Genomic DNA, 12,577 nt, shown 5'->3' with positions numbered 1-12,577 from the left:
GGCATGGAGCGCGCACTCGAAGACGTGACTATCGCGGATTTCACGCAGATGATGCAGGGGCCGTGGGCGACCCAGAAGCTCGGCGACATGGGCGCGGACGTGATCAAGATCGAACGCCTCGGCGGCGAGTGGGAGCGGGACTTGGCGGCCGGGGGCCAGTTGCTCGACGGCGTCAGCCCCTTCTTCTTGGCGATGAACCGCAACAAGCGCAGCATCACGCTCGATCTGAAGTCCGACGAGGGCCGCGAGGTGGCGCTCGATGTCGCCGCGGCGGCCGACGTGCTGGTCGAGAACTTCCGCCCCGGCGTCATGGAGAAGTTCGGCCTCGGTTACGACGACGTGACCGAGGTCAACGAGGATATCATCTACGTCTCGGGGTCGGGATTCGGGAGCGACGGGCCGTACGCCAAACGGCCCGGACAGGACCTCCTCTTGCAGTCGATGAGCGGGCTGGCGAACTACACCGGGCGAAAGGACGACCCGCCGACGCCGGCCGGAACCGCCGTCGTCGACGAGCACTCGGCGATGCTCATCGCTCTGCACACGATGTTCGCGCTGTTCCACAGGGAGCGCACCGGTGAGGGTCAACACGTCGAGGCGAATCTGCTGAACGCCGCTCTCGACTTCCAGTGCCAGGAGATGACGGCAGCCCTGAACATGGGCGTCGAGTTCGAGCGCAGCGAGGAGGGGATCGCCCAGGCGTGGCTCGGCGGTCCCTACGGCGTCTACGAGACGACCGACGGTTACGTCGCTATCGCGATGGCATCGATGGGGGCGATCGCCGAGACGCTCGACCTGCCGTCGCTCGCGCAGTACGACACCGCCGAGGCGACGTTCGAGCACCGCGACGAGATAAAGCGGACACTGGAGGCGTACACCCGCGAGCAGGCGGCCGACGAACTGCTTGAGACCCTCCTCGAAGCCGACGTGTGGGCCGCCGAGGTCAACGACTTCCAGGACGTGGCCGCGGACCCGCAGGTCGAACACAACGAGATGTTGGTGGAACTCGACCACCCCGAGACTGGAACGTTCACCACTGTCGGTATCCCCGTCGAAATGTCGGAGACCCCCGGCGACATCCGGTCGCCGCCGCCGACACCCGGCCAGCACACCGGCGAGATACTCGCCGAACTCGGGTACGACGCCGCCGAGCGGGAGCGGTTAGCGAGCGACGGCGTCGTCGGCGGCAGCATCGAGTGACCCGGATGAGCGAGTGCGAACGATGCCGTCGGGGGTAGTTTCAAGAGCGCCGCCCGTCAAACGTGATATATGTCAATAAACGCCAGCGGCGAGCGAAGCGGCGGCGACGAGTACCGTCGCGCGCTGGCGGCACTGTGTCACCGCGTCGGGACGACGCTCGACGCCACGGGCGAGCGGTTTCCCTACGTCTACGACCGAGAGAACGACGCGTGGGAGACGACGGAAGACGGAAACTGGTGCGGCGGTCACTGGATCGGCCTGCTCTGGCGCGCCGCGGCGTTCGCCGAAGGCCAGGCTTCGATGGACAGCGAGCGGTTCGAGCGGGCCGCACGCGACCACACCGAGATGATGCGGACGTACATGCCGCGAGACTCCATGTTCTGCGGGATGAACTTCCTGTACGCCGGCTTCCGCGGCTACGACCACAGCGGCGACCGAGGGTTGTTCGGTCTCGGGCTGGAAGGAGCCGACGCGATGCGAGCGGCGTTTCACGAGGGCGCGCGCCAGATACCCCTCGGGAAGCTAGCCATCGAAGGCCCGGAACAGTTCCGCGGTCCCGACTCCGAGCACGGGCCGCCGGGTGACCGCATCGGCGCGGTGGATAACCTCTACACGGCGGTATCAGTACTGTGGCGCGCCTACGAAGAAACCGACGACCCGCGCTTTCGCGACACCGCGGTCTCCCACGCCGACCGGCACCTCGACTGGTACGTCCGCCCGGACGGGAAGACGTGGCACCACGCCGTCTTCGACGAGTCCGGGGCGCTCGAACGACAGTACAACGAACTGGCCCACGGCGACGACACCTGCTGGGCGCGCGGACAGGCCTGGAGCGTCGCCGGCCTCGCAAACGCCTACCGAGCGACCGGCGCGGCCCGCTATCGCCGCGCCCTCGAATCGCACGTCGGGTACTACCGCGAGCACGCGCCGGCCGACGGCGTCCCCCGTTGGGACTTCGAAGTACCGAATCCGGACGAGGAACCCAGAGACACCAGCGCGGCGGCGATCGCGGCGTACGGTCTCCTCTCGTTTCTCCCGGAGAGCGACGACGCCGTCGCCGACCTCCGCGCGTTCGGGCGGGATATACTCGATTCGCTCGTGGGAAATTATCTGGTTACGGACTCGGAAGACGACGCCTACGGGCGCGTCACGCAGGGCTGTTTCAACCGGCCCGGTGACTACGCCGTCGACACCGAACTCGTCTGGACGAACTACTACCTGGCCGAGACGCTGGTGACGGTACTGGAGCCATGAGCAGCCCCTGGACCGGCTACGAGCTGCCGGCCGAGCCGGAGAGCTACGAGGAACTGGTCGAGGGGTTCGACTGGCGGATTCCATCGACCTACAACGTCGCGGACCACGTTCTGTCGGGCGATCGCGAGGCCGTCGCGCTGCGACACGTCCCGGAAACCGACGGTGGCGACACCCACGACGGCGACGGGGAGCCGGCATCGGTCCGCACGCTCAGCTACGGCGACCTGGCGGCAGCGTCGACGGCACTCGCGGGCCGATTTCGTCGTGCCGGAATCGAGGCGGGCGACCGCGTCGCCGTCTGTCTGCCGCAGTGTCCGGAACTCGTCGTGAGCCACCTCGCCGTCCTCCGACTCGGCGGCGTCGTCGTCCCGGCGTCCATGCTGCTCGGCGACGAGGCGGTCGCTCACCTGCTGAAACACAGCGATGCGGCAGCACTCGTCGTGGACGAGCGACGGTGGGAAGCGGCCGATGGCGTTCGAGACGCGGCTCCCGAGGCGACGGTGCCCGTGCGTGTCGACGGCGGCGACGGTCCGCTGGGCGGGTTGAGTGCGTTCGTCGAGAACCGGGAGTGGGCGGCCGACTCGTCGATCGTCGAGACCGCGCCCGACGACCCCGCGTTCGTCCTGTACACGTCGGGGACGTCGAGCGACCCGAAGGGCGTGGTACAGGGCCATCAGTACCTGCTCGGGTCGCTGCCGGGCTATCACTGCTGGTTCGGCCTGTTCGAGGCGAAAGCGGCCCGCGCCGCTCGCGTCTGGACGCCCTCGGAGTGGGCGTGGGCGGGCGCGCTGTTCGACGTGGTGTTCCCGACGCTCGCCCTCGGCGGCACCGTCGTCTCGTCAGTGAGACGGAGCGGGTTCGATCCCGAAGCGGCGCTCTCGGTCGCGGGAGCGCAGTCGGTGACCCACACCTTCCTGCCGCCGACGGCGCTGCGGGCGATACGCCGAGAGACGGACCCGTCGCCGGCGGACCTTCCCGACCTCGATACGGTGATGTGCGGCGGGGAGCACCTGCCGCCGGCGCTCGCCGACTGGGCCGAGGAGCGCCTCGGCGCGACGGTCAACGAGTCGTACGGCCAGACCGAGGCCAACGCGCTGGTCGGCGAGTGCAAGCGCGTCTCTCCCGGCACCGACGACGGGCTCGGACGACCCTATCCCGGCCACGAGGTACGCGTCGTCGACGAGTCGGGCGCGGCGGTGCCGATCGGCGAAATCGGCGAGATCGCCGTCGCGCACCCCGACCCCGTGGTCATGCGGGAATACCTCGACGACCCGGCGGCGACCGCGGCCGTTCTCGACGGCGACCTATTGTGGACTGGCGACGTGGGCCGATTTCGCGACGACGGGACGCTCGTCCACCTCGGTCGAGCGGACGACCTCGTTCTCAGCGCGGGCTACCGCGTCAGTCCGCTCGAAGTCGAGGCCGCCCTGGAAGCGCATCCCGCCGTCGCGGGCGCACTCGTCGGGAGCGAACCCGACCCGAAGCGGGGCGAGCGAGTCGTCGCCACCGTGGTTCCGGTAGAGAGTGCGGCGGGAGACGACGACCTCTCGGCCGAACTGCAGTCGTTCGTCGCGAAGAGATTGGGAAAGCACAAGCGTCCCCGGCGAGTCGAGTTCGTCGACGCGCTGCCGACCACCAGAACCGACAAGACCGACCGCTCCGGCGGGAGCGACGAACCCGACTGCTCCGGTCCGGTCGACGGCCGAGACTGAACCGCCGTCCGAGCGACGCGTCACTCGGCGACGACGCCGGTCGTCATCCAACAGCCGCCGTACGGCTCCGTCGTCTGGATCGTCTGGAGTTCGAGGTACCACGTGTACGCCGCCGTCCCGTTTCCGTCGCTCACGACGACGCGCTGAGAGGCGCGGCCGCCCCGCCGTTCGAGCGCCTCGTAGGTGACCGTCGACGCGTTCAGTAGCGGGCGATACTGGTCGGTGACGATCTCGACGAAGTCCGCGTACGAACCGATAGCCTCTCGGTTCGACGGCGCTGCGAACTGCCACGTCGTGTTGATCCCCTCGTCGGTCGCCGGGTCGTTGTTCCGGAGCGCGTTGACCTGGATGTGGACGACCAGTCCGGGCGGGCGCTTACAGTTCGGACGGAGCGAGAGATAGCGGGGCTGTGCGAGGGTGCGCTCGGTCGTGATCGTCGTTCCGTTCGGCCCCGTCTCCGCGTTCATGCCCCCGGCCAACGCTCGTCCGTTGGCGTCAACCGCGGGCGCGCGGGCCGTCGAGGTTTCGACGTCCGGAACCGGCGCTGGCGTCACGCCCGCCGTCGTCGAGCCCGCGCCCCCGTCGAACAGCGACCCGCACCCGGCTAAGCAGACGAGGGCGACGAGAGCGACCGACGGGAGCCAGCCAGCGGATGCCATACTGTACCAAGGTCGCGCGGAGACTTCGGTGTTGGCATCGTCTCGCTCGGCGGACGGTCGATCGACGACTGAGCGATATACGATCCCGTCATGCAGGATCGGCCTTGTAATCGCCAATCGCAGATATGCAACAGCAGTTTCGGCTATCTATCGTTCTATTGGTTCCTTTGTACCTAATTTTGCTATTTAGCCACTATATATAGCTTTCTTCTGCATATTTACTCTCATTTTGAGTTGTTTTACATCCATACCCACCATCATCTGTTTCAATGAGAAATATATCGGCAGAACGGTCAGCGAACGTCTAAATCGGGATAAACTCAGGGTCGACGGCGTTCAGCCGGTCGGTGTTCTCGAAGAACTGGTAGAACTCGTCGTAGAGGGCCGTACACTTCCCGTCGGCGTCGTATCGAAGCGTGTGCCAGTCGGCGACGATGGCGCAGTAGCGTTTCGCGCGCGTGAGCGCGACGTTCAAGCGACGCGGGCCGTCCGTCGGTCGACCCAGAAAGCCGACGTCGCCGTCGGCGTTGCTCCGGACGAGCGAGAGAACGATAGCGGTTCGCTCCCCGCCCTGAAAGGAGTCGATGGTGTCGACCGTGATGCAGTCGGCGGGGGCGACGGCGTCGCCGAGCACCTCGCGAATTCGAGCCACCTGTGCGGTGTAAGGCGTGATGACGCCGATCTCGTTGGCCGGGACGTCTTCCAGTAACTCGCTCACGACGTGCGCGACGAGGCGAGCCTCGGTCGGATTCGCCTTCGAGTGCTCGACCGTCTCGACGCGGCCGCCGACGTTGTACCCCTCGATCGCCGGTCTGTCGGGCAGCGCGTCGATACTGCGGCCGTTGCGTAGCGTCCGCTCGTAGAACCGCCGGTTCGAGAAGTACGCGATGTCTCGATGCATCCGGTACTGGGTCTGTAACTGGAGGCCGACGCCGTCGTAGACGCCGCCGTCGGCGTAGAGGTGTTCGAACAGCGAGTGGCCGTAACTGGATTCCGGCGGCTCCTCGCTGGCGCTGTACGGCGGGAGCTGGCGGTGGTCCCCCGCGAGGACGACGCGATTCGCCCGAGCCAGCGGGATGCACGACGCCGTACAGGTCGACTGGGTCGCCTCGTCGAGGACGAGGAGATCGAACTCCCGGGCGAGCGTCGCGGCGCTGTTGTTCGTCGCCGCGACGACCTCGGCTCGCCCGGGAACGTCGGCGTAGCTACGCGAGACGACGGCGTTCGCCGACTTCTCCGCGTTCAGTCGATCGAGCGTGAACTCCTCGGTACCGTGCTGCCCGTAAGCGTGCAGCGACCGCGGGTCCGGGTCGCCGGCCGTCGAGGACCCGGCGAGGAGGTTGTCGACGGCCTGGTTCGAATCGGCACAGACGAGAACGCTCTCGCCGGACTGGGCGGCGCGGCGGACGATCTCGACGAGCGTGCGCGTCTTCCCCGTTCCGGGCGGCCCGTGGATACACAGCAGGTCGTCGGCCAGCAGCGCGTGTTCGACCGCCAGTTGCTGTTCCTGGTTCAGTTCGTCGTCGAAGGGGTCGCTTCGGGCGGCCGCGCCGTTGGTGAACGTGATCGGGCGCTCGCCGGCCAATACGGCCCGGAACGGGTGGTCCCGCAGCTCCTCGATCGCGTCTCGCTCGCGGTCGAACGGGACCGGGTTCAACAGCGCCGTGAGGCCGTACGTCCCGTCGCCGTTCGAGAGTTCGTTCCCCGCGTTGGTCGCCCCGTCCACGTCGGCCCAGTCGACGGTCACCCAGAGGTTCAGTCCCCGGATCCGCTTCACCGTCGCCTCGATAGGGAAGGGGTCGTCACGGTCGTCGGACCCGTCGACGCGGTGAACCAGAACCTCGTTGCCCTCGTAGACGCCGAACTCCGACTCGACGAAGTACGCCCAGTCGCCGTCGCGGCGGTTTTCGAGACGTTCGGGAAGTTCGACTCGGAACCGGTACTCGCCGTCACCGTCGGCACCGACCGAGCGGAGTTCGGGCACGGCGTCGCCGCCGCCGTCGTAGATGGCCGCCGGCGACTGACGCACCGTTCGTTCTCGGTTCTCGTCTCGGGTCGCCGTGCGTTCGCGCTCGACGTGTTCGAGCAAGTCCTCGACGAGCGTTCCGTCGGTCGGGTTCCGCGGCGGTTCGCTGTCGTCTATCGGGGAGTCGTACGTCGGCGGGTACGTCTCCGGCACGAAATCGGAGTGCCAGAAGCGGATGCGGTCGGCCAGCCGCGTCGCACCGAAGTCGTCGGCCTCGACGAAGTCCCGTTCCCCACCGCGTTCGAAGACGAAGATCGGGCCGTGTATCGAGTGATCGGTGAAGGCCACGAACGACCCCGCGGGGATCGCCGAATCGTCGCCGTGGAGGGGGATACACGTCCACTCCTCGTCGGGATGAGAGAGGCCCGTGTGGTTGTCAGCGAACTCGGCGACGGGACGCGCGGGGACGACCGGACCGCCCTCGTCGAGTTCGGCCTCGGTAGCCGCGTGTAGCGTGGCTTCGCCGAGTTCGAACTCCCCGATGACGTGGTCGAACAGGAGCGACATCTGTCATCCCGTTTGCCCTTATGGCGTAAAACTGTACGTACTTCACTTAACCCCAACATCCTCGACCACGTTCTCCCGGTCGTTACGGTATGGAGAGAAGTCGTGAGTTCGCAATTCTCTCTCGGCTTGTAAGTAAGCAAACCGTCGATATCATCAGGTATATCGTTTTGCCCCCATCTCCTGTGATTATACATTTTAAATAGAAGTGAATGTCCACTATACATCCGATATTTCACCAATTGTGACCTATATAGATAAAAATGCGCCTATTTCAGGATTTTATCGTCCTATTTGCTCTAATTCGAGACTGATTTTCATCTAGTGCCAGATTAGGTCCGTAGAAGATGCCATCTCTGTAGTATTCCCTCGAAATTCGATATCGGTCGACGGCTGAGCCGGAGAGAGTAAATAACAACCGTACGTACGTTATCCGAATTTGAGACAGGGAGTATGGATGGAAGTACGAGGTCGTGACGTCTCATTCCGCGGAGACAAGTGTATATCTGTTATCGCTACGGCCGTTGACGGGGATCGCTCCGCTGGTCAGAATAGGCACGGGAAGATCAATTGCGAGCGGGCGCAGAGCCATGCAGCGGTCGACGCGGCTCTTAGCACTGGCAGACTGTCATCGAACGACACGAGATGACCGGAAGTGCTACCTGATGCTTCACACTATTTATTAAACCAATACAAAATCAGTCAAAAGATTCCTCGGCTGCTGCGAATTGTCCATGATTAAACCGGCTGATGCCACTATCACAGAGAGCGTGCCGTGTTACCAAGGAACTATGTGGGGGTTGGTTTTGGTCACTTTCCGGGCTAATCAGCCGAAAACGAGGAGAAATAATAGAGTGGGTTGGGACTCCGCATTTCGAGGGGCTCGCGGTTCGCCGTTCACCCAAATGTTTAACCTGTATCTCGACCGAGTATGTGCCGATGCCCGACTACAGTTCAGACTTCGACGGAGACACCGTCGTCGTTACCGGAGCGAGTTCCGGAATCGGACGAGAGATCGCCAGTAGATTCGCGGACGCGGGAGCGACGGTCCTCAACGCGGACATCGAACCCGAACCCAAGGGCGCAGAGACGCCGACCCACGAGGCCATCCGTGAGCGAGGCGGTACCGCCGAGTTCGTACGGACGGACGTCTCGGACGCCGACGACGTTCGTGCGGTCGTCGAACGCGCCCGAGAGCACGGCGGCGTCGACGTGATGGTGAACAACGCGGGCCTGTTCATCGGCGGGGGACTGCTAGACATCAGCGAGGAGGAGTTCGAGAAGATACACCAGGTCAACGCCAAAGGAGTGTTCTTCGGGTGTCAGGCCGCCGCACAGGATATGATCGATCGCGGGACCGATGGGGCGATCGTCAATACGGCCTCGATCAGTTCGTTCGTCGCCCAGCGCGACCAGATACAGTACGACTCGACGAAGGCCGCGGTCAAGATGATTACCCGTGGTGCGGCGCTGGAGCTGGCCGATCACGACATCCGGGTAAACGCGGTCGGTCCCGGGCAGATCGCGACCGAGTTCATCGACGGCTGGTCCGAGACGGCTCCGGAAGCGGCCGCGAAGGACGACCTCATCAAGCCGGTTCCCGCCGGACGCGCCGGCACACCGGAGGACGTCGCCGGTGCGGCCCTCTTCCTCGCCAGCGACGACGCCGACTACGTGACCGGCGAGATACTGATGGTCGACGGAGGGTGGCGAATAATCTGATTGTCGTCGCCCGGTAGGAGAATAGTTATGTGGATGGGTTCATACTGAGTAACTGGAGCCAATGAGTACAGAGACCCTCCTCGACACGCCGTCGGGGAACGCAGTCGTCGTAGCGCTAGATCACGGACTCAGCCTCGGTGCGCCCGACGGATTCAAGAACCCGATAGAGACTATCGACAAGGTCCTCGCGGGCGAACCGGACGGCGTCCTCGTCGGGCCGCACATGGCCCGTCACTACCAGGACCGCTTCGCGGAGGCTGACGTCGACATCGTCCTCACCGCGGACGTCGTGACGTGGTCGACCAGCCCAGGCCGAGACCACGATAAGGACCTCTGGACGCCGGCGTTCGACGCCGAGTTCCTCGCGGAACTCGACCCCGTCGGCGTCAAGACGGTGCTCGTGTTCGGCCGTGACGACACCGAGACGTTCCGCCGGAACGTCGAGTACATCGCCGAGCTCGCCGAGGACCTCCGCGGGACCGGCATCCCGCTGGTCGTCGAGCCGGTCATGTGGGGCCGACGCGTCCCGGACAAGCTGGAGACGGACGTAGAGTTCGTCGAAGACGCGATGCGAATGGGCTGGGAGTTCGGCGCGGACATCCTCAAAGCGCCCTACACCGGCAGCGTCGAGACGTTCGAGCCGCTCGTCGAGAACTCGCCGGTCCCCGTGATGATTCTCGGCGGCCCGGCCACCGGCACCACCCGCGCGATGCTGGAATCCGTCGAGGGAGCCATGGAATCCGGTGCCCGCGGCCTGATGATCGGTCGGACGATCTGGAAGTCCGACGATCCGGAACGGACGGTCTCCGCGCTCAACGAGATCGTCCACGAGGGCGCGTCCGTCGAGGAAGTGTGGGACGAAGCGGAGCAGGCGGCCATCGCGAGCGGGCGAGAAACGTAAATACGACTCGCTGTTACGCTTAGGCATGCTAACCGCATCGACGCGACGAACGAACCGGCCTCGGGGTGCTGCCCTGTGACGACGCCCGAAGAGCGCCGCCGGTCCATCACAGAGTTAGTCACGAAGCACGGCGGCCTCTCGGTCGAGGAGTTGGCCACCCGCCTCGACGTATCTGAGTCGACCATCAGACGCGATCTCCGTGACCTCGCCGAGCGGAACCTCGTCGAGCGGACGCACGGCGGCGTCGTCCCGATGACGAACGTGGGTATCGAACGGTCGTTCAATCGACGTCTCATCCAGCACCTAGAGCGCAAACAGGCGATCGCCGACCGAGCCGTCGAGGAGATCTCGGAGGGCCACGTCGTCTACTTCGATGCCGGGACGACCACGATGCAGGTCGCCAAGGCCGCTCCGGACGACAGCTCGATCATCGCGGTCACGAGCTCTCCCATGTTGCTGCTCGAACTGTCGAAATCGGAGGGCACGGTGAAGATGACCGGTGGAGAGTACCGCAGCGAGACGAAAGCGCTGATCGGGCCGACGACGGAGGACTACATCGGCAACTCCAACTTCGATATCGCGTTCATCGGCGTCAACGGTATCGGAACCGACGGCACGCTGTCGGCACCGAACGAGTCCGAAGCGAAGATCAAACAGCTCGTCGTGGAGCACTCGGCGCGGACCGTCGTGGTCACCGTCGCACAGAAGTTCGGTGAGCAGAGCTTCCGCCGGTTCGGGTCGATCGAGGACGTCGACCTCCTGGTCACTGACGAGCGCGTGCCCGAAGACTACCGTGAACTGTTCGAGGAGACGGAGCTCATCGAAGACGTATTCGAGTCGGGAGCGCGCGGCTGAAATACGGGAACCTTTAGGCGCTTTCCACTGCGACGGGTGTCGCCGAGCTGAAAATGAAGCGTCACGCCGGTCTCGGTCAGGGCAATGACGCAAAATCTCCTCGTCGTTCACGGGATTCGGGCGTCTGTGACGGCGTAGCGGTCATATTCGATGACAAGGATTAAATATTATAATACCATTGTCCCCCATGTGGTAGCTGAACATGCCAATTGACAATACCAGGCGGAAGTTCATCAAAGCGACAGGTGTGGGGATACTCGGCGGCCTCGCCGGGTGTACGCGAGGTGGCGACGGTTCGAGTGGCGGTGGATCGACCGGCGACGGTTCGGGCAACGGGTCCACCGGTGGCAGTTCAGACGACCTCGCGATTCCCCTGAGCAAGTACGACGCGGACATCGACTGGAAGCAGTTCGACGGTGACCAGATCAACATCGGTGCCGTCCAGCACCCGTGGGTGGACGCCATCAAGCCCGCGATCCCAGTGTTCGAGGAACTCACGGGAATCGACGTCCAGTGGAATATCCTGCCCGAACAGCAGTTCCGGACCAAGCGACAGACCGACGTGAGCACCGGAGCCGGGCAGTTCGACGTCTTCTTCATGGACCAGGTCGTCAACCAGTTCCGCGACGAGGGGTGGCTTCAGCCTCTCGACCCGTACTTCGACGACGGCAGCCTCTACGACGAGGGCTGGTACAAACCCGACGACCTCTTCGAGGCGTCCCGGTGGCAGGCCCACGGCGGCGGCTACAGCGACAACTGGACCGGACTGCCGATCACGGTCGAGGTCCAGACCCAGTTCTACCGGAAGGACCTCTACGACAAGCACGGTCTCGAGGTCGCCGAAACGTGGGCGCAGCATCGAGAGAACGCGAAGGTCATCCACGAGAACGAGTCCGACATCGTCGGTACGGCCGGCCGCGGGCAGAAGGGCTACGGGATGAACATCTACATCCTGAACACGCTGCTCCGACAGAAGGGGACCAAGCTCTGGACCGAGTTCCCGACCGACTCCGGTCTCGACACCCAGGGCGTCATCGAAGCGGCGGACTGGTACAGCAAACTGCTCCAGGACTACGGTCCGGAAGGCGCGTCGACCCAGACGTGGTCGGACGTCCAAGCGACGATGGCGGAGGGCAATACTGGACACATCGTCGCCGACGCCAACATGTTCTGGGGCGGGCTGACCAACGACGAGTCGAACGTCGCCGACACCGTCCGAATCGCGAAGGTGCCCAAGCCGGAGGGCGGCGAGCTCAACCCGAACGCGTTCAACTGGCAGATCTCCACCTCGAAGAACGCCTCGAACTCCGAGCAGGCGTTCCTGTTCATGCTGTGGGCGACCTCCCAGCCGACCGACCTCTGGATGCACACGGAGAGCAGCGGCGTGTTCTCGGTGCGTCAGTCCGTCTGGGAGAACGAGGACTACCGCTCGAAAGTCGGCGAGGACTACGCGCAGATCTCGCTCGAATCGCTGCAGGTCGCAGCGCCGGACCCGTTCGACCGGAAGTACCCCGAGTGGGGCCAGCGCTACTCCGAGGAACTGCAGCGCACCATCGCCGGGCAGAAGTCCGCCGAGGAGGCGATGACTCAGGCGGCGAAAGTCGCCGAAGACATCTACAGCGGATAACGGAACGCCCCATACGACACACTATTTTCCCACACTTCCCATGAGTACACCAACGAAAACGGAAACGACGAACGACACGGCCCTCGGGAGCCTCCGGGACGTCTGGAACGACTACCT

The 12,577-nt window shown here is 64.6% G+C and carries 9 protein-coding genes; 7 read left to right on the top strand and 2 right to left on the bottom strand.

Annotated elements, in window-relative coordinates; genetic code table 11:
* The first annotated feature begins 3 nt into the window (after positions 1–3).
* From GO488_RS15060 to GO488_RS15050, 3 genes are all read left to right on the top strand, one after another.
* On the top strand, positions 4–1,200 hold the full coding sequence (locus GO488_RS15060) for a CaiB/BaiF CoA transferase family protein (RefSeq protein ID WP_162318673.1): 1,197 nt from the start codon (positions 4–6) through the stop codon (positions 1,198–1,200).
* Between the two features lie 69 nt (positions 1,201–1,269).
* Positions 1,270–2,454: a glycoside hydrolase family 88 protein gene (locus GO488_RS15055; protein WP_162318672.1), complete on the top strand. Its 1,185-nt coding sequence runs from the start codon at positions 1,270–1,272 to the stop codon at positions 2,452–2,454.
* A complete protein-coding gene (locus GO488_RS15050; RefSeq protein WP_162318671.1) occupies positions 2,451–4,166 on the top strand; it encodes an AMP-binding protein in 1,716 nt (571 codons plus the stop codon). Before GO488_RS15055 ends, GO488_RS15050 begins: the two co-directional genes overlap by 4 nt.
* 20 nt (positions 4,167–4,186) lie before the next feature.
* Here GO488_RS15050 and GO488_RS15045 read toward each other — a convergent pair whose 3' ends face one another.
* The gene (locus GO488_RS15045; RefSeq protein WP_162318670.1) at positions 4,187–4,825 is read right to left on the bottom strand and encodes a DUF4864 domain-containing protein; all 639 of its coding nucleotides are present in this window, start codon (positions 4,823–4,825) and stop codon (positions 4,187–4,189) included.
* 304 nt (positions 4,826–5,129) lie between these two features.
* The gene (locus GO488_RS15040; RefSeq protein ID WP_162318669.1) at positions 5,130–7,358 is read right to left on the bottom strand and encodes an AAA domain-containing protein; all 2,229 of its coding nucleotides are present in this window, start codon (positions 7,356–7,358) and stop codon (positions 5,130–5,132) included.
* A 936-nt stretch (positions 7,359–8,294) separates the two neighbouring features.
* Here GO488_RS15040 and GO488_RS15035 point away from each other — a divergent pair.
* From GO488_RS15035 to GO488_RS15020, 4 genes are all read left to right on the top strand, one after another.
* Positions 8,295–9,077, top strand: a complete 783-nt coding sequence (locus tag GO488_RS15035; RefSeq protein WP_162318668.1) for an SDR family NAD(P)-dependent oxidoreductase — start codon at positions 8,295–8,297, stop codon at positions 9,075–9,077.
* A 61-nt stretch (positions 9,078–9,138) separates the two neighbouring features.
* The gene (locus GO488_RS15030; protein WP_162318667.1) at positions 9,139–9,978 is read left to right on the top strand and encodes a class I fructose-bisphosphate aldolase; all 840 of its coding nucleotides are present in this window, start codon (positions 9,139–9,141) and stop codon (positions 9,976–9,978) included.
* Between the two features lie 75 nt (positions 9,979–10,053).
* Positions 10,054–10,833 (top strand): HTH-type transcriptional regulator GlpR, encoded by a 780-nt coding sequence (gene glpR, locus GO488_RS15025; RefSeq protein ID WP_162318666.1) that lies wholly within the window; start codon positions 10,054–10,056, stop codon positions 10,831–10,833.
* Positions 10,834–11,035: 202 nt separating this feature from the next.
* Entirely contained in the window at positions 11,036–12,460 is a 1,425-nt protein-coding gene (locus tag GO488_RS15020; protein ID WP_162318665.1) for an extracellular solute-binding protein, read from the top strand.
* Positions 12,461–12,577: the final 117 nt, after the last annotated feature.

Origin of the sequence: Haloarcula limicola (assembly GCF_010119205.1) — an archaeon.
In the GTDB taxonomy this organism is placed as follows: domain Archaea; phylum Halobacteriota; class Halobacteria; order Halobacteriales; family Haloarculaceae; genus Haloarcula; species Haloarcula limicola.
Note: the sequence above shows the minus strand (reverse complement) of the source record. Positions and strands in the feature narration are given on the sequence as shown.

Coding starts and splice junctions, on each gene's coding strand:
- GO488_RS15060 (WP_162318673.1), top strand. CDS start 4: ATGGAGCGCGCACTCGAAGACGTGACTATCGCGGATTTCACGCAGATG.
- GO488_RS15055 (WP_162318672.1), top strand. CDS start 1,270: ATGTCAATAAACGCCAGCGGCGAGCGAAGCGGCGGCGACGAGTACCGT.
- GO488_RS15050 (WP_162318671.1), top strand. CDS start 2,451: ATGAGCAGCCCCTGGACCGGCTACGAGCTGCCGGCCGAGCCGGAGAGC.
- GO488_RS15045 (WP_162318670.1), bottom strand. CDS start 4,825: ATGGCATCCGCTGGCTGGCTCCCGTCGGTCGCTCTCGTCGCCCTCGTC.
- GO488_RS15040 (WP_162318669.1), bottom strand. CDS start 7,358: ATGTCGCTCCTGTTCGACCACGTCATCGGGGAGTTCGAACTCGGCGAA.
- GO488_RS15035 (WP_162318668.1), top strand. CDS start 8,295: ATGCCCGACTACAGTTCAGACTTCGACGGAGACACCGTCGTCGTTACC.
- GO488_RS15030 (WP_162318667.1), top strand. CDS start 9,139: ATGAGTACAGAGACCCTCCTCGACACGCCGTCGGGGAACGCAGTCGTC.
- GO488_RS15020 (WP_162318665.1), top strand. CDS start 11,036: ATGCCAATTGACAATACCAGGCGGAAGTTCATCAAAGCGACAGGTGTG.